The organism is Paenibacillus sp. RUD330 (assembly GCF_002243345.2).
GTDB lineage: Bacteria > Bacillota > Bacilli > Paenibacillales > Paenibacillaceae > Paenibacillus_O.
In genome coordinates this window covers 2,307,989-2,334,536 of the sequence record NZ_CP022655.2, presented here as the reverse complement: position 1 = coordinate 2,334,536, position 26,548 = coordinate 2,307,989, and the positions used below count along the sequence as shown (strand labels likewise).

Annotated in this window: 30 protein-coding genes and 1 riboswitch; of the genes, 3 read left to right on the top strand and 27 right to left on the bottom strand. The window is 60.3% G+C overall.

Going from position 1 to position 26,548, the window contains the following annotated elements; genetic code table 11:
- Positions 1-110 precede the first annotated feature (110 nt).
- The 19 genes from scpB to CIC07_RS10470 form a co-directional block, all read right to left on the bottom strand.
- A complete protein-coding gene (gene scpB / locus CIC07_RS10560; protein ID WP_076356473.1) occupies positions 111-725 on the bottom strand; it encodes an SMC-Scp complex subunit ScpB in 615 nt (204 codons plus the stop codon).
- Complete coding sequence (locus CIC07_RS10555) at positions 694-1,476, bottom strand: segregation and condensation protein A (RefSeq protein ID WP_076356475.1); 783 nt, start codon at positions 1,474-1,476, stop codon at positions 694-696. Before CIC07_RS10555 ends, scpB begins: the two co-directional genes overlap by 32 nt.
- A gap of 86 nt (positions 1,477-1,562) precedes the next feature.
- Positions 1,563-2,033: a 6,7-dimethyl-8-ribityllumazine synthase gene (gene ribH / locus CIC07_RS10550; RefSeq protein WP_076356477.1), complete on the bottom strand. Its 471-nt coding sequence runs from the start codon at positions 2,031-2,033 to the stop codon at positions 1,563-1,565.
- A gap of 37 nt (positions 2,034-2,070) precedes the next feature.
- A complete protein-coding gene (locus tag CIC07_RS10545; protein WP_076356479.1) occupies positions 2,071-3,303 on the bottom strand; it encodes a bifunctional 3,4-dihydroxy-2-butanone-4-phosphate synthase/GTP cyclohydrolase II in 1,233 nt (410 codons plus the stop codon).
- 24 nt (positions 3,304-3,327) lie between these two features.
- Entirely contained in the window at positions 3,328-4,002 is a 675-nt protein-coding gene (locus tag CIC07_RS10540) for a riboflavin synthase (RefSeq protein WP_076356481.1), read from the bottom strand.
- Between the two features lie 3 nt (positions 4,003-4,005).
- Complete coding sequence (gene ribD, locus CIC07_RS10535) at positions 4,006-5,118, bottom strand: bifunctional diaminohydroxyphosphoribosylaminopyrimidine deaminase/5-amino-6-(5-phosphoribosylamino)uracil reductase RibD (protein WP_076356483.1); 1,113 nt, start codon at positions 5,116-5,118, stop codon at positions 4,006-4,008.
- Between the two features lie 278 nt (positions 5,119-5,396).
- Positions 5,397-5,601, bottom strand: a riboswitch (FMN riboswitch).
- 212 nt (positions 5,602-5,813) lie between these two features.
- Positions 5,814-6,245, bottom strand: a complete 432-nt coding sequence (locus CIC07_RS10530) for a peptidylprolyl isomerase (RefSeq protein ID WP_076356487.1) — start codon at positions 6,243-6,245, stop codon at positions 5,814-5,816.
- 541 nt (positions 6,246-6,786) lie between these two features.
- Positions 6,787-8,124: a diaminopimelate decarboxylase gene (gene lysA, locus CIC07_RS10525; RefSeq protein WP_076356489.1), complete on the bottom strand. Its 1,338-nt coding sequence runs from the start codon at positions 8,122-8,124 to the stop codon at positions 6,787-6,789.
- Positions 8,125-8,278: 154 nt separating this feature from the next.
- Positions 8,279-9,871: a spore germination protein gene (locus CIC07_RS10520; protein ID WP_442953343.1), complete on the bottom strand. Its 1,593-nt coding sequence runs from the start codon at positions 9,869-9,871 to the stop codon at positions 8,279-8,281.
- 646 nt (positions 9,872-10,517) lie between these two features.
- The gene (locus CIC07_RS10515; protein WP_076356491.1) at positions 10,518-10,946 is read right to left on the bottom strand and encodes a stage V sporulation protein AB; all 429 of its coding nucleotides are present in this window, start codon (positions 10,944-10,946) and stop codon (positions 10,518-10,520) included.
- Positions 10,939-11,598 (bottom strand): stage V sporulation protein AA, encoded by a 660-nt coding sequence (locus tag CIC07_RS10510; protein ID WP_076356493.1) that lies wholly within the window; start codon positions 11,596-11,598, stop codon positions 10,939-10,941. Before CIC07_RS10510 ends, CIC07_RS10515 begins: the two co-directional genes overlap by 8 nt.
- 133 nt (positions 11,599-11,731) lie before the next feature.
- Entirely contained in the window at positions 11,732-12,487 is a 756-nt protein-coding gene (gene sigF, locus CIC07_RS10505) for an RNA polymerase sporulation sigma factor SigF (protein ID WP_076356495.1), read from the bottom strand.
- A gap of 19 nt (positions 12,488-12,506) precedes the next feature.
- Positions 12,507-12,959, bottom strand: a complete 453-nt coding sequence (gene spoIIAB / locus CIC07_RS10500; RefSeq protein WP_076356497.1) for an anti-sigma F factor — start codon at positions 12,957-12,959, stop codon at positions 12,507-12,509.
- Positions 12,956-13,309: an anti-sigma F factor antagonist gene (spoIIAA, locus tag CIC07_RS10495; protein ID WP_048748177.1), complete on the bottom strand. Its 354-nt coding sequence runs from the start codon at positions 13,307-13,309 to the stop codon at positions 12,956-12,958. Before spoIIAA ends, spoIIAB begins: the two co-directional genes overlap by 4 nt.
- A gap of 110 nt (positions 13,310-13,419) precedes the next feature.
- The gene (locus CIC07_RS10490) at positions 13,420-14,553 is read right to left on the bottom strand and encodes a D-alanyl-D-alanine carboxypeptidase family protein (RefSeq protein WP_234992946.1); all 1,134 of its coding nucleotides are present in this window, start codon (positions 14,551-14,553) and stop codon (positions 13,420-13,422) included.
- Positions 14,554-14,872: 319 nt separating this feature from the next.
- On the bottom strand, positions 14,873-15,049 hold the full coding sequence (locus tag CIC07_RS10485) for an aspartyl-phosphate phosphatase Spo0E family protein (protein ID WP_121234972.1): 177 nt from the start codon (positions 15,047-15,049) through the stop codon (positions 14,873-14,875).
- Between the two features lie 111 nt (positions 15,050-15,160).
- Positions 15,161-15,991, bottom strand: coding sequence for a purine-nucleoside phosphorylase (locus CIC07_RS10480; RefSeq protein WP_076356499.1), 831 nt, complete (start codon positions 15,989-15,991; stop codon positions 15,161-15,163).
- Between the two features lie 21 nt (positions 15,992-16,012).
- Positions 16,013-16,984 (bottom strand): tyrosine recombinase, encoded by a 972-nt coding sequence (locus CIC07_RS10475; RefSeq protein ID WP_076356501.1) that lies wholly within the window; start codon positions 16,982-16,984, stop codon positions 16,013-16,015.
- A gap of 98 nt (positions 16,985-17,082) precedes the next feature.
- A complete protein-coding gene (locus tag CIC07_RS10470; RefSeq protein ID WP_076356503.1) occupies positions 17,083-17,316 on the bottom strand; it encodes a DUF4227 family protein in 234 nt (77 codons plus the stop codon).
- A 227-nt stretch (positions 17,317-17,543) separates the two neighbouring features.
- On the opposite strand from CIC07_RS10470, the gene CIC07_RS10465 reads away from it, so the two are divergent.
- Positions 17,544-18,671, top strand: a complete 1,128-nt coding sequence (locus CIC07_RS10465) for a S8 family peptidase (RefSeq protein ID WP_157741894.1) — start codon at positions 17,544-17,546, stop codon at positions 18,669-18,671.
- Positions 18,672-18,738: 67 nt separating this feature from the next.
- Here CIC07_RS10465 and fur read toward each other — a convergent pair whose 3' ends face one another.
- The 3 genes from fur to CIC07_RS10450 all read right to left on the bottom strand — a co-directional run bounded on the left by fur (position 18,739) and on the right by CIC07_RS10450 (position 20,573).
- Complete coding sequence (gene fur / locus CIC07_RS10460) at positions 18,739-19,197, bottom strand: ferric iron uptake transcriptional regulator (protein ID WP_076356507.1); 459 nt, start codon at positions 19,195-19,197, stop codon at positions 18,739-18,741.
- A gap of 77 nt (positions 19,198-19,274) precedes the next feature.
- Complete coding sequence (spoIIM, locus tag CIC07_RS10455) at positions 19,275-19,913, bottom strand: stage II sporulation protein M (protein ID WP_076356510.1); 639 nt, start codon at positions 19,911-19,913, stop codon at positions 19,275-19,277.
- Positions 19,914-19,985: 72 nt separating this feature from the next.
- Positions 19,986-20,573 (bottom strand): NUDIX domain-containing protein, encoded by a 588-nt coding sequence (locus CIC07_RS10450; protein WP_076356512.1) that lies wholly within the window; start codon positions 20,571-20,573, stop codon positions 19,986-19,988.
- Positions 20,574-20,693: 120 nt separating this feature from the next.
- On the opposite strand from CIC07_RS10450, the gene mciZ reads away from it, so the two are divergent.
- Positions 20,694-20,834, top strand: a complete 141-nt coding sequence (mciZ, locus tag CIC07_RS10445) for a Z-ring formation inhibitor MciZ (protein ID WP_157741893.1) — start codon at positions 20,694-20,696, stop codon at positions 20,832-20,834.
- A gap of 78 nt (positions 20,835-20,912) precedes the next feature.
- On the opposite strand, the gene CIC07_RS10440 is transcribed toward mciZ, so the two are convergent.
- Positions 20,913-22,040 (bottom strand): M20/M25/M40 family metallo-hydrolase, encoded by a 1,128-nt coding sequence (locus CIC07_RS10440; RefSeq protein WP_076356516.1) that lies wholly within the window; start codon positions 22,038-22,040, stop codon positions 20,913-20,915.
- 101 nt (positions 22,041-22,141) lie between these two features.
- On the opposite strand from CIC07_RS10440, the gene prli42 reads away from it, so the two are divergent.
- The gene (gene prli42 / locus CIC07_RS10435; protein WP_157053892.1) at positions 22,142-22,240 is read left to right on the top strand and encodes a stressosome-associated protein Prli42; all 99 of its coding nucleotides are present in this window, start codon (positions 22,142-22,144) and stop codon (positions 22,238-22,240) included.
- A gap of 39 nt (positions 22,241-22,279) precedes the next feature.
- Here the strand turns inward: prli42 and lipB are convergent, their stop codons facing one another.
- The 4 genes from lipB to CIC07_RS10415 all read right to left on the bottom strand — a co-directional run bounded on the left by lipB (position 22,280) and on the right by CIC07_RS10415 (position 26,432).
- Positions 22,280-22,984 (bottom strand): lipoyl(octanoyl) transferase LipB, encoded by a 705-nt coding sequence (lipB, locus tag CIC07_RS10430; protein ID WP_076356518.1) that lies wholly within the window; start codon positions 22,982-22,984, stop codon positions 22,280-22,282.
- A 31-nt stretch (positions 22,985-23,015) separates the two neighbouring features.
- Positions 23,016-24,353: a dihydrolipoamide acetyltransferase family protein gene (locus tag CIC07_RS10425; protein WP_076356520.1), complete on the bottom strand. Its 1,338-nt coding sequence runs from the start codon at positions 24,351-24,353 to the stop codon at positions 23,016-23,018.
- Positions 24,354-24,419: 66 nt separating this feature from the next.
- The gene (locus tag CIC07_RS10420) at positions 24,420-25,403 is read right to left on the bottom strand and encodes an alpha-ketoacid dehydrogenase subunit beta (protein ID WP_076356522.1); all 984 of its coding nucleotides are present in this window, start codon (positions 25,401-25,403) and stop codon (positions 24,420-24,422) included.
- A gap of 3 nt (positions 25,404-25,406) precedes the next feature.
- The gene (locus CIC07_RS10415) at positions 25,407-26,432 is read right to left on the bottom strand and encodes a thiamine pyrophosphate-dependent dehydrogenase E1 component subunit alpha (RefSeq protein WP_076356524.1); all 1,026 of its coding nucleotides are present in this window, start codon (positions 26,430-26,432) and stop codon (positions 25,407-25,409) included.
- Positions 26,433-26,548: the final 116 nt, after the last annotated feature.

Genomic DNA, 26,548 nt, shown 5'->3' with positions numbered 1-26,548 from the left:
ACCACCTTTGAGGGGCAGCCTTGGCTGTTCTCCAGCGGCCGCGCCTATGGCTATCATGCCCAGAAATGACAAAAAAGACCGGCTGATGCCGATCTTTTTTGCCTTCCGCGTCAGGCGCTTCCTTCGCTGTCCGCGTCGTCTATCGTCATCTGGCGCTGCTCCAGCCGCTCGAACAGCAGCTGGGTCTGCTCGTCCAGATCCGTATCCGGACTGACCGAGGACGGCTCGGGCAAAGAATCCAAGGAAGACAGCTCGAAGTGGTCGAGGAAGGAACGGGTCGTCCCGTACAGGATCGGCCTGCCGATCTGCTCGGCTCTGCCCTTCTCTTCGATCAGATCCTTGGCGGCCAGAGTCTGGATCGCCTTCTCGCTCTTGACCCCGCGGATCTCCTCGATCTCCACTCTCGTGATCGGCTGGCGGTAGGCTACGATCGCCAGCGTTTCAAGCGCCGCCTGGGACAAGCTCGACCGCGTCGGACTGTAAGCCATCCGCTCGAAGTAGGGCGCATGGCCGGGATGGGTCGTGAACCGGAATGCTCCGGCCACCTCGGCGATGCGGATTCCCCTCCCGTCCTTCTCCATATCTGCCTGGAGCGAACGGGCGATGTCCGCCGCGGCCTTGGCGTCGATCTCCATGATATCCGCCAGCTGTCGGGCGTTCAGTCCTTCATCTCCTGCCATGAACAGGAGTCCCTCAATAATCGATTTCAGTTGCTGATACATCACTTTCAGACGTTTCCCCTCTCCAATGGATGACGATATCGTCGAACAGGCTGTTCTGGAACACGCGGACCTGCTTCATCTTCATCAGCTCCAGAATGGCCAGAAACGTCACGACGATCTCATGGCGCTCCAGGCCCCCGCCGATCAGCCGGGAGAAGCGGACCGTCTCATGCTCTCGCAGCAGCTCCGAGATGTCCCGGATGCGGTCCTTCACGCTGATCTCGTCCCTGTGCACCGTAGCGACGGCGCTGCGGCGGACGGCCTTGCGCAGCGCTTTGCGGAAGGCGGCCATGAGGTCGGTCAGGTCAAGCCCTTCCAGAGGATGGGTGTCGTCTTCCTTCAAATAAGGAGTCAGGTCCTCCGGCTCCTTGCTGTACACGAGGCTTCGGGCCATCTCGCGGTCGCGAAGCTGCTCGGCAAGCTGCTTGAACCTGCGGTATTCCACCAGCTTGAGCACGAGCTCGTCCCGTGGGTCAAGGCCTTCGTCCTCATCCCAGTACTCCTCGTATTCCTCCATGACCGGTGGCCTCGGCAGCAGCTGGCCGCTCTTCATCGCGAGCAGGGTGGCGGCCATGACGAGAAACTCGCTTGTCACATCCAGCTCCATCTCCTGCATCGCATGAAGATACTCCATATACTGGTCCGTAATTCGGCTTACCGGTATGTCGTAGATCTCGATTTCTTCTTTGTCGAGCAAGTGAAGCAGCAGATCCAGCGGCCCTTCAAATGACTCCAGTTTGTAGTGCACGGACATGCCGCTTCACCCTCCGTCTAGTCGTCCCGTTCGTCAGCATGAGCATCGGACGGCGGAACGTTGCGCCGGCAAGGTCGCTTCCTTGCTCAGCCCTGGATGGATCGGGTCAGATTCGCCATCTCGATGGCTGCCGTCGCCGCTTCCCATCCTTTGTTGCCTGCCTTTGTTCCGGCCCGCTCCACGGCCTGTTCGATGGAATCCGTCGTCAGGACGCCGAAGATCGTCGGCACTCCGGTCTTCAGGTTGATGGCCGCCACCCCTTTGGCCACCTCGCTGCATACATAGTCGAAGTGGGGCGTTGATCCCCGGATGACAGCCCCGAGCGTTATGACCGCATCGTACTTGCCGCTTTCGGCCATTTTTTGCGCGATCAAGGGAATTTCAAACGCTCCCGGAACCCAGGCCACCTCCACTTCATCCTCTCCGGCGCCATGGCGCTTGAACGCATCCAGCGCTCCGCTCAGCAGCTTGCCAGTGATGAATTCGTTGAACCTGCCGACGACTACCCCGTACTTGAGACCTTGCGAGACCAGATGTCCTTCATAATATTTCGTCATGGAACCGAACACACCTTTCTATTCTATGATAATCGGCTTAAATTTCAAACTCCAACAGATGGCCGAGCTTCGATTTTTTTGTATGGAGATAGTTCGCATTGCTTTCATTGCGCTCCATCTGGATCGGCACCCGCTCCACGACGCTCAGTCCATAGCCTTCCAGGCCGCGGATTTTGCGGGGATTGTTCGTCATCAGGCGCATCTCGGCAATGCCGAGGTCGCGCAGGATCTGGGCTCCTATGCCGTAGTCGCGCAGGTCTGCCCCGAAGCCGAGCTTCAGGTTCGCCTCGACGGTATCGAATCCCTGCTCCTGCAGCTTGTAGGCTTTGAGTTTGTTGATGAGCCCGATTCCTCTGCCTTCCTGCCTCATATAGAGCAGGACGCCGCTGCCGGCTTCCTCGATCTGACGGAGAGCCGCCGCCAGCTGCGGACCGCAATCGCAGCGGCGCGAATGGAAGACGTCGCCCGTCAAGCATTCCGAATGGACGCGGACAAGCGTCGGCTTGGAGGAATCGATCTCTCCTTTCACGAAGGCCACATGCTCCTTCCCGTCGGTCTCGTTGGTGTAGGCGACAGCCCGGAAAACACCGAAGTCGGTCGGCATGTTCACTTCTACCACCCGTTCGACGAGCTTGTCGCGGCGATGGCGGTACTGGATCAGAGCTTGAATCGTTATGAGCTTCAAGCCGTGCTTTTCCTTGAATGCGGTCAGATCGGACAGCCTGGCCATCGTTCCGTCTTCCTTGATGATTTCACAGATCGCCGCTCCGGGCTTGGAGCCGCACAGCCGGGCCAGATCGATCGCAGCTTCCGTATGTCCCGCCCGGCGCAGCACCCCGCCGTCCTTGGCGATCAGCGGGAAAATATGGCCGGGACGGCGGAAGTCGCCCGCCTTGGCCGTCCCGTCGACCAGCGCCTTGATCGTCTCCGCGCGCTCATGGGCGGATATTCCGGTCGTCGTGGAGATGTGGTCGACGGATACCGTGAACGCCGTCCCGTGATAGTCCGTATTTTGCGACACCATCGGAGGCAGCTCCAGCTCCTCGGCTCTCGCCGCCGTAATCGGCACGCAGACGAGTCCGCGGGCCTCCGTAATCATGAAATTGACGACGGCCGGAGACAGCTTGTCGGCCAGCGCGATCAGATCCCCTTCGTTCTCGCGGTCCTCGTCGTCGACGACGATGACGGGCTTGCCTGCAAGCAGCTCCTGGATCGCTTCCTCGACGGTATCGAACGGTGTCGCTCCTTCTTGATGGTCAAAGTGTTCCACTTCTGTCCTCTCCCTTCAAGCGTCTCAAATAAATCCATTATCGGCAAGGAATGCGGCGCTTAGACCGCCGGAGGGACGGGACTCGGAAGGCGAGGATTCGGATCGGCTGCCGTAATGAAGCAGATGATCCACGTATTTTCCGACAATGTCGCCTTCCAGGTTGACGGTGTCTCCGGCTTTTTTATGCTGAAGCACCGTCTGGGCCAGCGTGTGGGGGATGATCGATACGTCGAGCCCGCCGCCGTCCGTACCGGTTACCGTGAGGCTGATCCCGTCGACCGTAATGGATCCCTGGGGAATGACGTACCGCATAAGCGCGTCGTCATGAGGCTTGATCCGGAACACGACCGCGTTGGCGTCGACCCTGCGCTGCGTGATCATGCCGGTGCCGTCCACATGCCCTTGAACGATATGCCCTCCGAATCTCCCTCCAGCCGCCATCGCGCGTTCCAGATTGACGGGGCTTCCGGCCGGGAGGTCCTTCAGATTCGTATGGCGGTACGTTTCCGGCATGACGTCGACATGGAAGCTTCGACTGTCCCAGGAAGTAACCGTCAGGCACACTCCATTGACGGAAATGCTGTCCCCGAGGCCTACGCCATCCAGAACCTTGGAGGCTCCAATGGTGAGCAAGAGCGCCTCGCCTCTCTGGGACACCCTCTGCAGAGTGCCTATTTCTTCGATCAAGCCGGTGAACATCGCTCAGCCTCCTTCTCTTTCGTAAAGCGGCGCTCCGGACAAGCACCAGTCGTCGCCGAAGCGCTCCATCTCCGTATCCCCGAGGGTTATCGCCTCTTCCATCCGCAGGAACCCGCCGAAATCAAAGCTTCCCGGCGAAGCGGCTCCCCCTCCGATGATTTTCGGAGCGAAAAACAGCCTGATCCGATCGACGAGCCTGTTGTCCAGCATGCCGCCGTTCAGCCTGCCCCCGCCTTCGAGGAGGATCGAGCCGATCTCTCTCTCGCCGAGCAGCTTCATTCCCAGCTTCAGGTCGACCGTACGGCCATTGCCGCAAAGGATCACCTCGGCGCCGGCGGCTTCCAGAGCCGCCCGCTTCGCCGGGTCGGCTGCGCCGGACGCCAGCACGATGACCGGGGCGGCGCCATCCATCAGCTTGGCCTTCGGCGGGAGCCGCAGCGTGGAATCGACGACGATCCGGACCGGCTGGAGCGCCGGCACGGAAAGCCTTGCGCTGAGCGAAGGATCGTCGGCCAGCACGGTTCCGATCCCGACCATGATGCCTTGATGCCGATGCCTCAGCGCATGGACCGCCTCGCGCGATTCAGGTCCGGTAATCCACCGGCTGTCTCCGCTTTTCGCTGCGATTTTGCCGTCCAGCGTCGAAGCCGTCTTGAGCGTGACGAACGGGAGCCCGGTCGTAATGAATTTGTTGAACGCTTCATTCAGACGTCTGGATTCCGCCTCGCGGACTCCGGTGACGACCTCGATGCCGGCCTCGCGCAGCTTGCGGGCTCCGCTTCCCGCGACAGCGGGATTAGGGTCGATCGCCGCAATCACGACCTTGGCCGCGCGGGCGGCAATGATCCGGTCGCAGCAAGGCGGCGTCTGGCCGTAGTGGCTGCATGGCTCCAGCGTCACATAGACGGTCGAGCCTTCCGCCTCTTCGCCGGCCATATGGAGCGCATGAACCTCGGCATGGCCTTCTCCCCGTTTCAGATGCGCTCCGATGCCGACGATGCGGCTGCTGTTGACGACGACGCAGCCGACGACCGGATTGACCGAGGTCTGGCCCGTCGTCCTTGCAGCCATCTCCAGGGCCAGATCCATATAAAATCCGTCGTCCATTCGTTCCATAACGCAAAAACACCCCCGACGCTAAACCTTCGGGGGTGTGGAGGGCAAATCGAGTCCGCTTAGGATGATCACGCCGGCAAGGAAAGAGAAGATTCCTTGCCAGGGCAGGGGAAAGCAGACGGGCATCCGTCGCTGTTCCCGCATGCATGCCTCCGCATCAGCAGCAGTCTTGGCAAAAGCGTTCGCGAATAAGCCGGTCATCCTCCATTCCGAGGGATGGCCTTCGCTGACGGATGCCAAATAGACGCCTTTGAACAAGGCATGGCGAGCATCAAAAGCGGCTCCTTCTCCCATCCAGACTATACTGTCGGTCCTGGAATCTCACCAGGTCCACCGCTTGCCTTGCGCCGCAGGCTCTCGAGAGCTTGGGGGTAATGGCAATCGGGTCACGGACTTGCCGCGCTGCGGAGGCGGAGCATGTGCTCTTGCGCTCGCAGGCGGATCACCGCCGGTTGGGACTTTCACCCGACCCCGAAGGAAACCGCTGTATTTGGTTCAAACCTGTCGAACGATCATGCCGGAGTGAAACTGTATCCGGAATGATAACTGTTCCTTCTGCATCTTACCTCGCCTCCAGCCAAATTGCAAGTCGGCGGCTTGGAATTGAAGCCTTTCCAGCCTCTTGGCAGCGGAAAAGGCGAAAAAAGGCCGGCAGAGGGTTCCCCCTCCGCCAGCCTATTCGGGCAAAGCCTTCCTTAAGCCTCGGAAACTTCGACTTTGGCCATTTTCGTGCCGTTGTTGAACGCATCGACATACTCCATGCCTTTGGCAACTTTGCCGAAGACGGTATGCTGTCCGTCCAGATGCGGCTGCGGCTGGTAGCAGATGTAGAACTGGCTGCCGCCCGTATTGCGTCCCGCATGCGCCATCGCGAGGGAACCGCGCTCGTGCTTGTTCGGGTTGATCTCGCAGTTGATCGTATAGCCGGGGCCGCCGGTGCCGGTGCCGTTCGGGCAGCCGCCTTGAGCGACGAATCCCGGAATGACGCGGTGGAAGCTCAGGCCGTTGTAGAAGCCCTCGTTCGCGAGCTTTTCAAAGTTGGCAACCGTGTTCGGGGCGTCCTTATCGAACAGGTCCAGAACCACTTCTCCGCCGTTCTCCAGCGTGATTTTTGCTTGTTTTGCCATGATAGTCACTCCTTGTCCTCTAACGGTATGTACGGATTCTATCATACACTACGACAGCATTCCAAGCAAAACGGCCGCCGGCCGAGATGTAGGACAGCTCCGTTTGCGCAGGAGTAGAGAGAAGACGCGGGTCTACGCGGGTTCTATTCTCGAAAAGCAAAACGGCCGCCGGCCGAGATGTACGACAGCTCCGTTTGCGCAGGAGTAGAGAGAAGACGCGGGTCTACGCGGGTTCTATTCTCGAAAAGCAAAACGGCCGCCGGCCGAGATGTAGGACAGCTCCGTTTGCGCAGGAGTAGAGAGAAGCCGCGGGTCTACGCGGGTTCTATTCTCGAAAAGCAAAACGGCCGCCGGCCGAGATGTAGGACAGCTCCGTTTGCGCAGGAGTAGAGAGAAGACGCGGGTCTACGCGGGTTCTATTCTCGAAAAGCAAAACGGCCGGCGGCCGGTAATATCCTTGGAGATCGAGAGGCTGACGGAATTACAAAATAAAAGAGAAGCCCGACGTTTGAAACGCGGGTTTCTCCGAAGGGCTTTGCTTTTACGAGAAGGATTGGACGCCGGCCTTGCGCAGGCGCTCCGGCAGAAGGTCATTCCGTGAAATGTCCTCCAGCGATTCGCGCTGCACGGCGAGGTCGGACTGTCCGTCCTTGACGAGAACGACAGCCGGACGGCGGATGCGGTTGTAATTGCTCGCCATGGCGTAGTTGTAGGCGCCTGTGCAGAATACAGCCAGCAGATCGCCGCTCTCCGCCTTCGGCAGCTCCAGGTCCCAGATGAGCATGTCGCCGCTCTCGCAGCATTTGCCCGCTACGGAAACGGTCTCGCTCGCAGGCTCGGAAGCGCGGTTCGCAAGCACGGCGTCGTATTTGGACTCATACAACGCAGGGCGCGGATTGTCGGTCATGCCGCCGTCGACGGCAACATACTTGCGCACGCCGGGAATTTCCTTGAACGTGCCGACGGTGTACAGCGTCGTGCCGGCATCGCCGACGATGCTGCGGCCCGGCTCGATCCAGATCTCGGGCAGCGGGTAGTCGGCTGCGGAGAAGTTGGAGCGGATCGCATCGGTGATCGCGGCGATATAAGTTCCGGCCGGAAGCGGGGCATCCTCTTCCGTGTAGCGGATGCCGAAGCCGCCGCCGAGGTTGATGACGCGGAAGATATGGCCCAGCTTGTCTCGGACTTCGACAGCGAATTCAGCCGCTTTGGCAGCCGCCATGCGGAATCCTTCCACTTCGAAAATTTGGGAGCCGATATGGGAGTGAATGCCCAGGAGCACGAGATTTTCGAGCTTGGACGCTGTCTCTACGGCACGATAGGCGGCACCGGCCGCAAGATCGAAGCCGAACTTCGAATCCTGCTGTCCCGTGGAGATGTAGTCATGGGTATGCGCTTCTACCCCCGGTGTGATCCGCAGCAGAATGCTGACTTTGCGGCTTTTGGACCCGGCGATTGCGTTCAGCAGCTCGAGCTCGGTGAAGTTGTCCACTACAAAGCAGCCGATTCCGGCGTCGATGGCCATCTCGATCTCGAAAGGCGTCTTGTTGTTGCCGTGGAAGTGGATGCGCTCCGCCGGGAAGCCGGCCTGCAGAGCGGTGTGCAGCTCTCCGTCGGATACGACGTCGAGAGACATCCCTTCCTGCTCGGCAATAGCGCACATCGCCACGGTGCTGAACGCCTTGCTTGCGTAGGCAACCTGGAACTTGAAGCCGGAAGCCTTGAATGCGTCGACATATTCCCTTGCACGCTGACGCACAAGTGCCTCATCCACAATATAGAGCGGAGTGCCGTACTGTTCCGCCAGATCCTTCGTATCGCAGCCGCCGATTTCCAGGCGGCCCTGCTCGTTGACTTGGGCTGTTCCGTGCAAATACATGAAAAGAGCACCTTCTTTCCGCCCTCCGCCGGAGGGAATCGTTTATCAATGTGATCCAAGTATAAACGACCCCCGTTTGGAGGAGAAATGGATTTTGTGTCCTTTCATTTGCATTTGTTGCATTTTCGACCGGCTCCGCCGAAAGCCTGCCGCCTCAGCCTCCCTCGGCATCGGGCATCTTGTCCCGCTGCTGCGGACGAAGCAGGTTGGGACGCTTTTTGTTTTTCATGACCGGCATCCTCAGAATGATGTTGATCATCCCTTTCGGATCGAATGGGATGAAGGGCCACATGTAGGGCCGGTTGAAAGAACGCTGCATGACGAGCAGGACGAACACGGCCGTCCATCCCAGCACAAGACCGGGAATATGGAAGGCCGCCACTAAGCAGATCAGCAGCAGCCTCACGATCCGGTTGGCGAGGCTGAGCTCGTAGCTCGGCGTGGCGAACATGCCGATGGCGGCGATGGCCATGTACAGAATGACCTCGTTGATGAACAGGCCGGTCTGGACGGCGATATCCCCGACAAGAATCGCGGACACGAGCGAGATCGCCATCGCCAGCGGCGTAGGCGTATGGATCGCGGCCATCCGCATGAGATCGATGCCCGCTTCCGCCAGCAGGAACTGGACGAACAGCGGCAGCTTGCTGAGCTTAGCCGGCCCGATGAAAGCCAGCGAGGGCGGAAGCAGATGCGGATTCATGGCGAACAGCAGCCAGATCGGGACGAGAAACAGCGAAGCCATGATGCCGAAAAAGCGGAGCCATCTCAAATAAGTTCCGATAAACGGCGTCTGCCTGTTCTCTTCCGCATGCTGGACCAGATCGAAAAAGGTCGTCGGCAGGATCATGACGCTCGGAGAGGTGTCGACGAATACGGCGACGTTGCCTTCCAGCAAATGCGCGGCGACCACATCCGGTCGCTCCGAATAACGGACAAGCGGGTACGGGTTCCATCCGCGCTTGACTGTCGCCTCTTCCAGCTGTTTGTCCGCGAGCGGAATGCCGTCAAGCTTGACGGCCGTGATCTTGTCGCGGATCGATTCGACGAGCTCCTTGTCCGCGATGTCGTCGATATAAGCGACGCAGACGTCGCTCCTTGTCCGCTCTCCGACCCGGATGTTTTCCAGGCGGAGCATCGGATCCCTCAGCCTGCGGCGCACGAGCGACACGTTCATCAGCATCGTCTCGACGAACCCGTCGCGCGAGCCGCGGACGACGCGCTCCAGCGAAGGCTCCTCCGGACCGCGCATCGGGAACATCTTCGTATCGATGATGAGCATCGTCGATTCCCCGTCGATATACATGCCCGTCGAGCCGCTCAGCACGCCGGTCATCATCATGTTCCAGTCCTTCTCCTGCTCGACCTGCACAGCCGGAACGAAGAGATTCATGAACGACTCCAGCGCATGCGACGTAACCGCGTCCGCTTGCAGGAAGGTGAGCCGTTCGAGGATCTCGGTCATCAGCTGGCCGCTTGAAAGGCCGTTGAGCATGAAGAAAGCCGTCTTTTTGCCGCCCAAGGTCATCTGCCGGACAATGACGTCGAAGCTCGTCTTGTAGCCGGCCTCCTCCTTCAGGCGCTCGACGAACTCCTCGATATCGTCCGGGATCGGCTCCAGCGCATCTCCGTTCGTTCCAGGCGCGGAATTTTTCCCGGCTTGCTTGCCCTTGCCGGACTTGCCCTTCTCCGGATCCCCTACGACGGAATCTCCTTTGCCGGAATCCCTTTTCCCCGAATCCCTTATGCCAGCATCTCCTTTGCCGGAATGCTCTTCTTCAAAATCAGCTTCGACGGAATCGGCGGCTTCCAGCCTGCCGCGCTTCGTCTTGCCGCTGGAATCGGGCGCGCTTCCGGCATCCGGGCCGTCAAACGGCACCTTTGCTTCCTCATGCTCCTCTGCTGGGGCAAGCTCTTTCCGTTCATGGCCATCGGAGGCAGCCGCCTCTCCATGATTCAGCGGCTTGCCGCTGCTTCCTGCATGCGGATCGGCCTGTCTCGCCGGCAAGGATTTATCCTCCTCGGCCAGCAGGCTGGCCCAATCCTCGTCTGCGGATTCGGCTTCGCGCCTGCTTGCCGGACGGTCCGCCGTCGACTTGAACGGTTCGTCCCGATCCGGCGCTTCGGGTACAAGCGCTCCGGCCAGATCCTCCTCCGCAGCATCGCTCCGCTCGCCGAAATCTCCGAGCTCTCCCGCACCCTCCAGCAGGAAAGCTTCCATCCAGTCCTCGTCGATGGACATATCCCTTTTTTCTCCGCGGCTCTCCGCCGGCTTTCCTTCCTCTCCGCCGATCCGCTTCACTCGCTGCCATTTCGTCATAATGCAATCACCGCCGTGTCATGATGTTGATCGTTCCGAATGAGAGCAATGCCAAGCATTGCCAACGTGCAAGCTACCACTGATAAACGAGCCAATCGAACAAAGAGCCCGCCGTCTTGCCGATCACCATCGCCATGACGAGCGCGCCCAGAAATGCCGTCAACCGCAGCCGCTTGGCCAGAATCGGGAGCACATTCATCACTTCCGTCAAGGCGGCGGCCAGCATGCCGATGAAGATGCCGCACAGCAGTCCCGGCAATGGTAGGGCGAGGACTACCGGCAGGCGCATCCGCCACTCGAAGAAATCCGCCCAGGTCCAGAACACCGAGCCCCCGACGACAGCCGATTCGAACACGGCGGCTTTGCTGAACGCCCGGGCAAGCTGCGCCAGCCTCGGAATCAGATCGAAGACGATCAGCAGCGCCACCATGCCGCTCCCGACCGCGATGCCCCCGGCCAAGCCGAGCACGCCCATGAACATTCCCGCGCACAGGTCAGCCATCGCTTTTCTCCTCCACTCTCCCCGCTTTCTTCCGCATCTCATCGGCAATGACGTAGGCGTTGATATTCTCCTGATAGGTATACATTTCCAGCTCCAGCGGGTTGGGCTCCTCGTTGAACCGCCGGCGGAAAATGCGGTTGAAGAAAATGATCATCCCCAGCCCGACGCCGAACGAATACGGAATCTGGAACCAGAGCGGATGGAGCGTCTCCTTGCCGGTAAGCAGGAAGGCGAGCCGCTGATGGACCTCTTTCATGCTGACATCCGTATGGAAGTTCATGATGGCCAGACCCGCTCCGAAAAAAAGCAGCAGCCAGGCGGCGACCAGAACGGCGGCGCGCGGCGATGCGGATGCCCCGTTCTCCTCGACCATGATGAGCACCTGGGGATCGCCGTAGGTCTCCACCATCGTGGCCGGGGATTGCTCCCGCAGCGTCTTGATGATCTGCAGCACGTCGATGACGACCCGGTTGCCGTCTTCCTTGCAGTGGGTGTATAGCGGCAGCTGCTGCAGCCGCTCCAGCAGCGGCGGTTCGGCGAGCAGCCGTGCGACCGCTCCGAGGCGGACCGTGCTTCCGGGCGGAACCGTTATTCTTTTTTTCATCCGCAGGTAGACCTTCGTCTCCGTCGGATCAGCCGGCTTGCCCTTCATTCTCCCGCCTCCTTCCGCATTTGCCTGTGCATGGATAGTATGGGACAGGATGAATGAGGTTACTCGTCCCGGGACAAATCGATCCCCGCACTCCACCGGCAGGTCCGCCCGGAAAAAAAAAGGCCAGGCCGCCCTATTGGGCGATCTGGTCCTTGATCGATTGCAATATTTTCTTCTCGAGCCTCGACACCTGCACCTGCGAGATGCCGAGCCTGCCGGCCACCTCGGACTGGGTCTGATCCCGGTAATAACGCAGGTATACGATCAGGCGCTCCCTCTCGGTCAGCCCGCCGATCGCTTCGTTGAGCGCCAGCCGGTCGAACCACCGCTCTCCGGATTCGTCGGCGATCTGATCCATGAGCGTAATGGGATCCCCGTCATTCTCGAATACTGTCTCGTGGATCGATGTCGGAGGCTTATTGGCTTCCTGGGCGAAGACGACGTCCTCAGGCGTAATGCCGAGAAATTCGGCCACCTCGGAGATGGCCGGCAGCCTGCCGAGCGTCTTGGACAGCTCGTCCTTCGCCTTGCGCACTTTATTGGCCGTTTCCTTGAGGGAGCGGCTTACCTTGAGCGTGCCGTCATCCCGCAGGAAGCGCTGGATTTCGCCGATGATCATCGGAACGGCATAAGTGGAGAATTTGACGTCATAGCTGAGATCGAACTTGTCGACGGATTTGAGCAATCCGATGCAGCCGATCTGGAACAGGTCCTCCGGCTCGTAGCCGCGGTTGATGAAGCGCTGGACGACCGACCAGACCAGACGGATATTGCAGCGGGCCAGCGTATCCCTGGCAAGGGAATCTCCGGATTGGCTCAGAGCGATGAGCCGCTTGACTTCCGAATCGTCCAGGTAAGGACCCGCGTTTTTCTTCAACTCGGCATCCATGATTCAGCCCCTATGCGCTCTAATTGTAGAGCGCCTTTTTGGATTCGATTCGCTTGGTCATGGCGATCTGGGTACCGCGACCGGGCTCGCTGGTAACCTCAAAGCTGTCCATGAAATTTTCCATGATCGTGAAGCCCATGCCTGAACGCTCCAATTCAGGCTTGGATGTATACAGCGGCTGCCGCGCCAGCTCCAGATCCTCGATCCCGCTTCCTTCATCGGAAATGATGATCGTCACGGAATCGCCTTCGATGGAGGCTTCGATTCGGACCATCTTGGATTCGTCGCAGTCGTAGGCATGGATGATGGAGTTGGTTACCGCCTCGGAAATGACCGTCTTGAGGTCGTTGAGCTCCTCCATCGTCGGATCGAGCTGGGAGACGAACGCCGCCACGCTGACTCGGGCGAAGGCTTCGTTTTCGGAACGGGCGCTGAAGCTGAGCTGCATGGTATTGGACCGGGACGCATTCATAGGGCAACCTCCAGGCTTGAGAGCGCGTCGCGCTCATTGTCGTGAATCGGCATGATCTTGAACAGGCCCGAGAGCTCGAACAGCCTGTACACTCCCGGACTGACGTCGCAGATGACCATTTTGCCTCCCCGGCTCTTCAGCAGCTTGTAACGTCCGAGGATGACTCCGAGCCCGGAGCTGTCCATGAAGGCCAGCTCCTTGAGGCTGAGGATGACATGGGTGCTGTTTCCCCTGAGGATCGCATCCTCCATCCTGGCCCTGACTTCATCCGCCGTATGGTGATCCAGCTCTCCCTGCAGGCGGACGATCAGGATATGGCGCTGATGTTCCAGATCGACATGAAGACTCATTGCTCTGCACACTCCTCCCGTTGAATGTCAGAGGGATTCTCCATGGCGGAGCGCCTTTCCTGCCTGGCGACAAAACTAGAAGCAGGACGCTAGGTTATGACATTTCTCGCTCAGGAGAACAGGCTTCCGGTCGAGCGCTTGAACAGCTTCCACCAGCCGGCGCGTTCCACGGATACCGGCATGTCGACCGGGAATTCCTTGATCACCTTGTCTCCTTGATAGACGATCAGCTTGCCGACGGGATCGCCGATTTTGACCGGAGCTTTGACAGGGCCGTCGATTTTGAGCTCGAAGCGGATATCCTTCGCCGCGGCGCCCTTCTTCATCAGGATGCTGTAATTGTTTTGCGCGGTCAGCGGAAGCTTGCTCTTCACGCCTTTCTCGATCGTCAGCATCCCCATGCTCTCGCCCTTTTTCAGGATGGGATAGTTGGCGTACTGCGCAAAGGAATAATCGAGCAGTCCCGACACTTCCGCGTTGCGCGTCTTCGTGTTCGGCTCTCCCATGACGACCGCGACGACCCTCATGCCGTCGCGGACGGCCGTCGCCGACAGGCAGTACTTCGCTTCGGTCGTGTAGCCGGTCTTGAGGCCGTCGGCGCCGTCATAGAAGCGCACCAGCTTGTTCGTGTTGACGAGCCAGAACGGCTTGGCCGAATCCTTGCGGAGATAGTCCTGGTATTGGCCGGTATATTTGGTGATGTCGCCGTACTTGAGCAGTTCCCTGGACATGACGGCGATGTCGTGTGCCGATGAGTAATGATCCGCCGCAGGCAATCCGTTGCAGTTGGCGAAATGCGTATCCTTGAGTCCGAGCTGGGCAGCCTTGGCGTTCATCATCGCGACGAATTCCGCTTCGGTTCCTCCGAGCTTCTCGGCTATCGCGACCGAAGCGTCGTTGCCTGACGCCATCGCGATGCCCTTGAGCATATCGTTCACCGTCATTTCTTCCCCCGGCTCCAGGAAGATCTGGGAACCGCCCATGGAAGCCGCATAAACGCTCGTCCGCACCTTGTCGGCCAGCTTGATCTTGCCGTCCTTCAAAGCTTCCATCGTCAGCAGCATCGTCATGATTTTGGTAATGCTTGCGGGAGGAAGCTTGTCGTGGCTGTTCTTTTCATAGATGACGGTTCCGCTGTCCGCATCCATGACGATGGCCGAACGGGCGGAAGGAGCCAGGTCGGAGCCTGTCGATGCCGCAGGATTGGCCGAAGAATCGGCTTCAAGCGCCGTTCCCGGCGTCAGCGGCTGAAGCGCGGGCGCGGCGGCTGCCGCGGCCGGCAAGGCCAGAATCAGCTGCAAGCCTAATATGATCGCTACCCATTTCTTACCGGATCGTTTCAATTCGTTTCCCTCCTAATAGGTCTGGCGGCCTGTCCTGGCATGCAGGCAGGATGGCGCACAACATTCTTCCAGTATCACCCAATTAAGAGGAGGATATTCTATCGCTCAACACAAATAGCGGGTCATGCGGCCATCTCCGAAGACGTTTCTCCGGTGAATGGCCCGCATGGCCCGCTTGCGATTGGCAGCCCGGCTCCCGTTCGACAGGTCCGAATAGCTGCTAGTATTTGCGACTCTTGGTCATCCGCTCTTCCTGTACCTGCACGATGAGCCGGTCCAGAGACTGGCTGATCCGCAGCACTTCGCGGTGCAGAAGCGTATTCTGTGTTGCAGCCGACTGCACCATTTGACCGCGCAGCCGTTCGATCTGTTGATTCAGCGGAACCCTCTCGTTCATACATTCCTCTCCAAATTTCATGATTTATCACGGTCATCATACGCCACGCGAATTAAAAATGCTGTCGCGCCGCGTCGAGCCAAAAGAATCATTTTTGGAGGCGGGAAGGGACTAAAGGCGCGGAATGAGAGCCTGCACAAGCCCAAGGAAGCGAGATTTGACGCGTTCTGTCGTCTCGATGACCTCTTCATGCGACAAAGGCTGGTCCAAAATGCCCGAAGCCATGTTCGTGATGCAGGAAATCCCGACCGTCTCCATGCCGCAATGCCGCGCCGCGATGACCTCGGTTACGGTCGACATTCCGACGGCGTCCGCTCCAAGCGTACGCATCATGCGGATCTCGGCGGGCGTCTCGTAGGATGGGCCGAGAACGGCCAGGTAGACGCCCTCGCGCAGGGCGAAGCCTTGCTGGGAAGCGATCTCGTTCGCGACGGCGCGCATCCTGCGGCTGTAGCCTTCGGACATGTCCGGGAAGCGGACGCCGATCGAGCTGTCGTTCGGTCCGATGAGCGGGTTGCGTCCGGTGAAGTTGATCTGATCGGATATCAGCATCAGATCGCCCGCTTCATAGTTCGTGTTGATTCCGCCCGCCGCGTTGGTGACCAGCAGCTTGTCCGCTCCAAGCGCTTTCATGACGCGGACCGGGAAAGCCGTCAGCTCGGCGCCATAGCCTTCGTACATATGGAAGCGCCCTCTCATGAGGATGACGCTCACGCCTGAAAGCTTGCCGACCAGCAGCTCGCCGGCATGGCCTTCTACGGTCGAGATCGGAAAGTGGGGAATGTCGCTGTAATGGATCGTGACCGCTTCCTCGATGTAATCCCCGAGAATGCCGAGGCCGGAGCCCATGATGAGGCCGACCTGCGGTTTGATCGAAGTCTTGGAAGCGATATAGTCCGCCGCCTCCCGGATATTTACGGCCGTCGGTGCTGCTGTCGTCATTGTTCATCTTCCTTTCTTGTCTCAAAAACCATCTGTGGGATTGCCTGCGCGCGGATGCGCTCTTTCGTATACGTCCTTCACCCGAGGCCTTTCCGTGCCGGCGTAACGCTCCGTGGACACGATTCCGGCATGGCCCATCATCTCCTGCACGGCGCGCATGTCGGCGCCCCGCTCCAGCAGATGGGCGGCAAACGAGGTCCGCAGCGAATGCGGCGTTATTTTCTCTGGATCGTCGATTCCGGAATGGCGCGCATGCTTCTTGATCAGCTTCCAGAAACCTTGTCGGGACATCCTTTCCCCGGCCGGATTGAGGAACAAGGGCGCTTCCTCCTCCCGGCCGCGAACTTCTGGCCGCCGGCTTGAAAGTCCCTCCCCGGCTTCGGCCTGCTCTGCAAGCCTCGGCCGTCCTTCCCGCAAATAAAGCCCCATCCAGCCGGAGGCGATATGGCCGAGCGGAACGATCCGCTCCCTGGACCGGGGAGATACGACCCGTACGTAGCCCATGCCGGTATTGGCATCGGACACGCTCATGCCGAGCAGCTCCGACACCCGGATGCCGGAGCCGTAGAGCAGCTCCAGCATCGCCTTGTCCCGGAGTCCGGCCGGAGAATCCGTCTCCGGAGCGTTCATCAGCAGCTCGACCTCGTCCAGCGTCAAGGGCACGGGTCTCGGCAGCTCGCTGCGGGACAGCTCCACATGCATGGAGGGATCGCGGTCGGTATAGCCGACCCGCGTCAGGAAGCGGTAGAAGGAACGAATCGAAGCGAGCCGGCGCAATACGGTGGACTGGCGGCAGCCCTCCTCCTTGATGCGCTGCAAATAACGCACCAGATGATGCTTCTGGACGCTCCCGATGGACGAGAGGCCCTGTCCCTCCAGATACGCCAGCGCATGCTCCAGGTCGCGGCGGTAGGCATCATAGGTGGACGCCGATACTCTCCTGCCGTTTTGCAGCTCTTCCAGATAGGCGAACAGGCATTGATTCAGCTCCATTCCAACCTCCCCCTCGCTTGTCAGTATAGACGGTGAACCCCCTTTACGGCAAACGGCGGAAGCTCCGGCATCGTGCCGGCTCTTCCGCCGTTCCCAAGTCATTCCCCATTATAGTAGAACCAGCGCAGCCTGTCGGCGATCGTGCCGCCCTCCGGCGGCGCCCCGTGATGCTGAAATACTTTGAGGGCGGGCCCTCGGGGCAGCGCATAAGGATCGACCGGGGCGACCCAGCTTTCGGCCAGGCGGCAGCCTTCGTAGAACACGACGGTAAGGGCAGCGAACAGCGCGATGAAAGCCAGCCGCGACAGCCAGCTTCGGATGGAAAGAATCATGGACAGGCGCCTCCTTTACAGTGACAACCTATGCTCGCCGATGACGCTCTATGCCCATTATCGCTCCACGCAAGGCAGGCGCCGCACCGGCCGGTCCGCCTCCTTCATACAATGGCAGGCACAAGGACAGCCGCAGGAGGAATGATACGATGCCGTCAGCAGGATATTGCTTGTATCGATGCGCAGCACGTCAGCCTGGTCCGGGAACGGCCAAGAGGATCGTCATCTTGACCGGAAGGAAGCCGTATGAACAGGCGCTGGACCATCTGAAGCGGAAGGGAATAACTCCGGCCAAGGCCGTGCGCGGAAGCCGGATGCTCTGCCTTCATCTCGATGCCTCGTCCGACTGGAGCACCATCAAGCGCCATCCCGATGTAGCGGCATTCGAAAAGGATGTCCGCATCCGGGCTCTCGGCTCAAGCCGCAAGCGCGCGGGCGGCGCTGCGCCAGGCATCCGGCTGCCTCGCGCCCCCGGAAGCCGGCAAGGCTCCCTTGCCCTGCTTCCGTGGAACATCAGGCAGGCCGGCGCCCCGGCAGCTTGGATCCGCACGCTCGGAGGCGGGGTGCGGCTGGCTGTCATCGACACCGGATCCGGTCCCCATCCCGATCTGTCCATCCGGGGAGGCGTGAACGTCATCGGCGGCGCATCGTACCGGGACGACAACGGGCATGGCACGCATGTGGCCGGAATCGCAGCCGGCAAAGGACGCTCCGGAGGTCCCCCCGGCGTCGCTCCGGCCGTGTCTCTCTACGCCGTCAAGGCGCTGGATGCCGATGGATACGGCAATCTGTCGGATATCATCGAGGCGATCGACTGGTGCATCGCCAAGCGTATGCATGTCGTCAACATGAGCTTTGGAGTGCCTCCGGGATATCGCAGCAAGGCGCTGCGCGGCGTCATCCGGCGAGCCGGCCGTTCCGGAATCGTGCTGGTAGCAGCAGCCGGCAACATGGGCCGGAACAGCGGCGGACTCGATCTTCCGGCCGCGTATCCCGAAACGATCGCCGTCGCGGCCTCGACGAAAAAAGGACGGATCGCTTCCTTCAGCTCCCGCGGAAAAGGACTCGGCCTGACCGCTCCCGGCGACAGAATCCGCTCCGCATGGCTGAACGGCAAGTACGCCGTCGAATCCGGCACGAGCATGAGCTGCCCGCATGTCGCCGGCGGCGCAGCCCTGCTGCTCTCCGCCCATCCCGGCCTGCCGCCGGCAGGAGCCGCATCGGTGCTCAAGCGCTGGGCGCGCTGGCTGCCGGGTTATGGAAGCCGCTCCCAAGGAGCCGGTCTGCTCCGGCTCGGCCGAATCGGCTCCGTCTGCCTGCCGCCGGCAAAGTCCCGCCTCACCGCTGTCCGCTGAAAAGCAGAAACAGCTCTGCCATTCCATTCCCCTCCCCCGCCGGGGGCCGGAAACGAATGCAGAGCTGTCATGGCTTTTTTGCGTCGCTCAGATCTCGGCAGCGCCTGCAGATCCCTTGAAAATCAAGCCGGTGGTCCAGAACGGAAAATCCGTACTCGGCTTCGAGACGTTCTTCCAGAGGTCCGAGCCAGTCGTCCTTGATCTCCTCCATGGAGCCGCATTGCACGCAAATCAGATGATGATGGTGATGCTTGCTGTTGTCCGCTCTGAGATCGTAACGGGCTACGCCGTCTCCGAAGTTCATCTTCTCCACGACGTGAAGCTCGCTGAGGAGCTCAAGCGTGCGGTAGACGGTGGCAAGGCCGATCTCGGGAGCCTTGTCCTTGACGAGCATGAACACATCCTCGGCACTGAGATGATCCTCTTCATTCTCAAGCAGGACGCGAACGGTCGCTTCGCGCTGCGGGGTCAACTTGTAGCCCTGCGACTGGAGCTGCTGCTTAATGGCATCAATGCGGGATTCCATAATTCCCCCCTACTACAAGAAAGCCGGCTTGCCGCCGGCGCTTATGAATCTATTATAGTTGGAAAACTTCTAGGAAGTCAATGATTCAGGCTTGCCGCCGCCCAGTCCGCTGCCCATCTCATCAAGGACGGAGACAGCCAGGCGTCGACCGCCGAAGCGGCCGCCAGCACCAGGAACATCGCCGCCGCCGTGCCGGCAAGCGCTGCCGCGGGAGGCAGCAGGGAGCCTTTCCTGCGGATGAACCGGTTGCGGATGACATAGAGGGAAAAAGCGATCGATGCGCTGCTGACGGCCAGGTATGCCGGGACGCCGATCAAATTCGGAGGAACGACGGACAGCAGGGAGAAGGCGAAGCCTCTCCACGACAGCTGGCTGACGAGCGTTCCGATCGCGAATCCGACGAGCACGCCCTTGAAGAAATCGAGCGCCAGAATGAACGGCATCCCGACTACGGTCAAGCCCAGCAGCCAGATCGCGAGCAGCCAGCGGCCGTGCAGCCACAGCGCGCTCCAGAAGGCCGCTGCAGGATCAGGGCCGGAACCGGCGGACAGCGAGCCCATGAAGACGCTCAGCTCCTCGCCGAGGCTCTCCTGCTGCCCGGCGGGAAGCGAGCTTGCCAGTATGGCGCCGAATAAGACTCCTACAGCAAAAAGCACCGCGACGAACAAGAGCAGCATCCTGCTCTCCCTGTCCGGTGCCTTGAAGATGCCAAGCATTCGCCTTCCTCCTTCCAGGCTTGTCCGCGTATGGACAATCTATGCCGGGAAGGTCCTGTTCATGCCGACTTGCTACTTCTCGCTGCGGAAGCCCATGACGCCGGTGTGCAGATAAAGCTTCCACAAATACACCGCCATGAGCGTCTTGGCGTCTCCGATGACCCCTTCGCGGATATAGGCTTCGGCCTGCTCCATCGTCAGGGCTTCGACATGCAGCTCCTCATCGTCGTCAGGCTGGCTTTCGCCTTGGCTGAGTCCTTCGGCGGCGTAGAGATACACCTTCTCGTCGGCGAACCCGGGCGATGTGTAGAACGCATCCACCAGCTTCATTTCCGAGGCGCTTACCCCCGTCTCCTCGCGCAGCTCGCGCGCGGCGCATGCCGCCGGGTCCTCGCCGGGATCCAGCTTGCCTGCGGGAATCTCGACCTGGTATTTGTCCATCGGCTTGCGGTATTGGCCGACTGTCAGCAGCTTGCCGTCCAGCAGCGCGATCACGGCCGCGGCGCCGGGATGGCGCACGATTTCCCGCGAGGCGAGCTTGCCGCCGGGAAGCTGGACCTGGTCGACCTGCAGCGTGATGATGCGGCCCTCGAAGATCGTTTCGGAGGAAACGGTCGTCTCCGCGCCGGGAAGCTTTTCAGGTCCGTCCGGTTGGTTCATTTGCCTATCAGCCTCCTATTCGTTTGGAGCTTGCCTGCATGCGCACCTGCGCTCCGGAATAACTTGTCCCATTCCTTCATATGCTCAGGCATAACCTTCGTGATAAGGATGTGCGTATCCATGAAAATGTACGTTGGAGCCAAGGAGCTCAAGCTGGTCGGAAAAGCGTGGGAAATCCGCCATACCCTCCGCAAGCTGAGCCGCGATGCCGGCTCCCCGGAAAAAAAGAGCCTGGAAATGTTCCTCTCCAAGCGTTCCTGACGGCAAAGCCTGATTCAAGGCTGTCCGTACCCGCTTGGCGGCCTGCTGACGAGATCCCGGCATGGGCGGAATGCTCTGCTACGCTTGGCCGCTCAAGCGGATGATGGCCGTGACGAGCTCCGCCAGCTTCGCGATATCGTCGGCTTTGATCTGCTCCTTGGTCGTATGGATATGCTCGTAGCCGACCGCGAGATTGGCCGTCGGCACGCCAAGTCCGTTGAAGATGTTGGCGTCGCTGCCCCCGCCGGAGCGGAAGGTCGACGGAGAGAGGCCGATGGATCGGATCGCCGCCGAAGCCGCTTGAACGACGGCGGAGTCATCGGCATGCAGATAGGACGGATAGATCAGGTTGTCCTCGAGCGACGCTGTCGTCCCGTAATCGGCAGCAGTGGCTTCGACCGCCTGCCTCATGGCGGCGATCTGCGCCTGCAGCTTGGCGCCGTCGATGCTGCGGGCTTCGGCCTCCAGGCGGACGTAGTCGCAGACGACATTCGTGGCGTTGCCGCCTTCGAACCGGCCGATATTCGCCGTCGTCTCATGGTCGATCCGTCCCAAAGGCATGCGCGAGATCGCCTTGGAGGCGACTTGAATGGCGCTGATGCCGTCTTCCGGATTGACGCCGGCATGCGCCGAGCGGCCGTTGACATGGATGAAGATTTTCGTCTGGGCCGGGGCCGCCACCGCGATGCCACCGACCGGTCCGTTGGAATCGAGCGCATAGCCGTATTCGGCGCGCAGCTTGCTGCGGTCCAGCGCCCTGGCTCCGGCGAGGCCCGTCTCCTCTCCGATCGTAATGACGAACTGGACTTCTCCATGCGGAATTCCGTTCTCCTGGAGCAGCCGGATCGCCTCCAGCATCGCGGCCAATCCCGCCTTGTCGTCGCTTCCGAGAATGGTCGTGCCGTCGCTGCGCAGATAGCCGTCGTCGTCGAGACGGGGCTTGATGCCGATGCCCGGCTTCACCGTATCCATATGGGAGGTGAAGAAGATGACAGGCGCCTCGACGCCCGGCGAAGCCTTGAGCGTGGCGAACAGATTGTTCGCGCCATAACCGGTGGCGGCGGCCGCATCGTCTTCTTCGATTTCAAGTCCAAGCGCGGAAAATCTGTTTTTCAGTTCTTGGCTGATCGCGCCTTCATTGCGGGATTCGCTGTCGATCCGGACAAGCTCCATGAACTCTTTCACAACCCTGTCTTTATGTACCATTTTCCGATCGCTTCCTTTCGATCTGCTTCCGAATCCGTTACAATAGCGGTACGGGTTGTCCCCCTATGCGGAGGGCAGCCGCCCCGGAAGGAGAAGAGCTGATGAACAATCCCAACCGCATCATGAAAGTCATCGTCTACGTCGTGTTGATTACTCTGCTCGTCACGACCGTCCTGTCCAGCATCGGCTGGCTGCTTTGACGAAGCGGCCGGCCTAGCCGGCCGGCTCCCTTCATCTCCTCATTCCCCGGCCGCAGACGCCGGATCGAAGCCGAACCTGCCCATGAAGTGGGGCAGGATTTCCCTGGCCGCCCTCTCGAGGCTCATCTCGATGCCGGTCAGATCCTCGAACGAGGTCACCCCGTACTCCTGAATGCCGCAAGGAATGATTCCGCTGAACCCCTGCTCCGCAATGCCGGCCTTGATGTTCAAGGCGAATCCATGACTGGTCACGAACCCTCTGCGTTTCCTTGCTTTGTTGAATTTGATGCCGATGGCGGCGATCTTCTCATCGCCGACCCATACTCCCGTATACTCGGACTTGCGTCCGCCTTCGATGCCGTAATCGGCAAGCCAGTCGATGATGACCTGCTCCAATTCCCTCAGGAAGCCGTGCAGATCAAGCCCTTTGGCATCGAGATACATGAGCGGGTAGCCGACAAGCTGTCCCGGTCCATGGTACGTGATATCGCCGCCGCGATCGATTTCGAACACGCCGATGCCTTGCTTGCCGAGCTCTTCCGGGCTCAGCAGCAAATGCTCCGGATGGCGGTCCGTTCCAAGCGTATAGGTCGGCGGATGCTGAAGAAGGAGGAGCGTCTCCGCTCTCTCCCCCCGGTCGATTTCCGCTACGTATTCCTTTTGCAGCTCCCATGCTTCTCCATATTCTATGAAGTCGATATACCGAGCCAGGAGCGGCCTGCCGGATGGCTGCCTGTTGTCCATGGGATCCTCCCCGTCGTGGAATTCGTTCGTTCTAGTACAGATGCGTCTCGGAGCTGAAGCTTTCCAGGTTCTCCTTGACCCGCTGCAGGAAGCGTCCGCAGATGACGCCGTCCAGAATCCGGTGGTCCAGCGACAGGCAGATGTTCGCCATGGAACGTACGGCGAGCATGTCGTTGATGACGACGGGCCGCTTGACGATGGATTCAAACGTGATGATGGCGGCTTGCGGATAGTTGATGATCGGCTGGGTCAGGATCGCCCCGAACGAGCCGGTGTTGTTGATCGTGAAGGTGCCTCCCTGGACGTCGTCGACACGCAGCTTGCCTTCGCGGGTTTTGCGCGCGAGGGTGTCGATCTCGTGGGCGAGGCCGGCGATGTTTTTCTGGTCGGCGTTCTTGATCACCGGCGTGATGACGGAATCCTCCGTGCCGACCGACATCGAGATGTTGATGTCGCGCTTGACGATGATCTTATCGACCGCCCATACCGAGTTGATGATCGGGAAGTCCTTGATCGCATTGACGACCGCCTTGATGAAGAACGCCAGATAGGTCAGATTCGTTCCTTCGCGCTTGCGGAACTCGTCCTTGATCTTGCTCCGCAGCACGACCAGATTCGTCACATCCACCTCGATCATCATCCAGCCGTGCGGAATCTCCGTGACGCTTTGGCGCATCCGGGTCGCGATCGTATTGCGGATCGGGGTCACATCGATGAAGTACTCGCCTCGTCCGGGAATCGCCTGGCCTTCCGCTTCCACCGAAGGGATGCGCGGGCTTTCGCTGAGATGCAGCCCGGAAGAGCGTACGGGTCCGCGCGACTCGACGATCCGGTCGCCCGGCTCAAGCACGGATGGCGATGCCGCCGTGCCGGACGCCGGCTTGTTGGACGATGCCTCGACATGGGCCAGAATGTCCTTGCGGGTCACCCGGCCGCCAGTCCCCGTCCCTTGAACGTCGGCAGGGTCGATCCCATGCTCGGCGGACAGCTGAAGGACAGCCGGCGAGTACCGGCCGCGCATCGCTCCTTCAGGACGCGCGTGCTGCGCCGGAGCTGCCGGCGCGGCTGATCTCGCCTCTGCTGCCGGAGCCGCATCGGCGGCCGGCGATCCGGCTTCGGCCTCGGTCTCGATCAGGCAGATCGGAGTACCGACTTCGACGGTCTCTCCGGTTCCGACCAGGATTTTGACCAGCTTGCCTGCGATCGTGGACGGAATCTCCGCCCCGACTTTGTCCGTAATGATTTCGCATACCGGCTCGTACATGCCGATCTGCTCGCCCGGCTGCTTGAGCCAGCGTTCGATCGTGGCGCTTACGACCGACTCGGCCAGCTTGGGCATCACGATTTCTTGTACGGTCACTTTCATCATATCGCTCCTTGCCTGGCCCCTGCTTGGAACAGGGGCCTCATGGCTCGTAATCGCAAAGCATCGGGATCAGTAAAGAGCAAGCTCTCTCATGGCCGCGAGCACTTTGTCCTTGTTCAGCATGAAGAACTTTTCTCCGGGAGGATTGATCGGCATCGCCGGCACGTCCGGACCGCACAGTCTGCGGATCGGGGCGTCCAGCTCGTAGAGCATCTCTTCGGCGATGATCGCGGACACCTCCGCGCCGATGCCGCCGGTTTTGTTGTCCTCGTGGATGATCAGCACTTTTCCCGTGCGGCGGGCCGCTTCGAGAATGCCTTCCTTGTCGAGCGGCTGAAGGGTGCGCAGATCCAGAATATGGGCGCCGATCCCTTCCGCGGCGAGCTCCTCGGCCGCCTGCAGGGCGAAATGAAGAGGCAGGCTGTAGCTGATGACCGTAATGTCGTCGCCTTCCCGCAGCACGTTGGACTTGCCGATCGGCACCGTATAGTCGCCTTCAGGCACGGAGCCGTTCACGAGCGTATAACATTTCTTGTTCTCGAAGAACAAGACCGGATCGGGGTCGCGGATAGCGGCCGTCAGCAGGCCCTTGGCGTCAGCAGGCGTATACGGGGCGACGATTTTGAGCCCCGGCGTTCCGAAGAAGACCGATTCCGGGCATTGCGAATGATAGAGGCCTCCGAAGATGCCGCCGCCGATCGGCGCGCGGATGACGAGCGGGCAGGACCAGTCGTTGTTCGAGCGGTAACGGATTTTGGCCGCCTCGCTGATGATCTGGTTCGTCGCCGGGAACATGAAGTCGGAATACTGCATTTCCGCAATCGGCTTCATGCCGTACATGGCCGCGCCGATCGCGACTCCGGCGATCGCCGATTCCGACAGCGGAGTGTCCATGACGCGGGTCTCGCCGAACTGCTGCTGAAGGCCTTTGGTCGTCGTGAACACGCCGCCCTTGACGCCGACATCCTCACCGAGCACGAACACATCCGGATCGCGCTCCATTTCTTCTTTCATGGCAAGCCGGATCGCCTCTATATAGTCGAGTACTGGCATCGGTTACTTTCCTCCTTCGCTTCCGTCGGCGTAGACATGGAGCAGCGTGCTCTCCGCTTCCGGGAAAGGCGCTTCGTCGGCATATTTCGTCGCCTCGTCCAGTTCCCGCCGGATGGCCGCCGTCAGCTCCTCGTCCTTCTCCACGCTCCAGGCGCCGGCATCGATCAGATACTGGCGGAAGCTGAGCACGCCGTCTTTGGCGCGGTTCTCATCGACTTCTTCCTTGGTCCGGTACGCAAGATCATTGTCCGAGGTCGAATGGGGGGACACCCGGTACATCATCGCCTCGACAAGCGTCGGCCCTTCGCCGGCAAGCGCGCGGCGATGCGCCTCCTTGACGACGCCGTAGACCGCAAGCGGATCGTTGCCGTCTACGCGCAGGCCGGTGAAGCCGTAGCCGATGGCGCGGTCCGCCACCTTGCCGCCCAGCTGCTTGTGGACCGGCACCGAGATGGCATACTGGTTGTTCTCGCACATGAGGATGACCGGCAGCTTATGGACGCCCGCAAAGTTGCAGCCTTCATGGAAATCGCCCTGGTTGCTCGATCCTTCCCCGAACGTCACGAAGCTGACTCTCTGCTCGCCCTTCATCTTGGCGGCCAGAGCGATGCCGACCGCATGGGGAACCTGGGTCGTCACGGGAGAAGATCCGGTGACGATCCGCAGCCGCTTGTGGCCGAAGTGGCCCGGCATCTGCCGGCCGCCGCTCGTCGGATCCTCGGCCTTGGCGAAGACGGACAGCATCAGCTCGCGCAGCGTCATGCCGACCGAGAGGACGAATCCGTAATCGCGGTAATAAGGGAGGAAATAATCCTGGTCCCGGTCAAGGGCCCAGGCTGCGGCCACTTGGGCGGCTTCCTGGCCGATACCGGATACGTGGAAATTGATTTTGCCGGCACGCTGCAGCAAGAGGACTCTCTCGTCGAACATCCGGGCCGTGCGCATTTTCGCATACATTTGAACAGCATCTTCATCCGACAATCCGAGCTCGCGGTGACGGGCCAAGCTGCCTACAGGTGGTTGGTTCATAGGATGAACCTCCTTCTGCTCCTAGTTTTAATACCAGGTACTAATACTTGATCATATTCATTATAACTCGGTCTCGGGCAAAAGAAAACTCCAGCCGCCCAAAAGCGGCTGGAAGG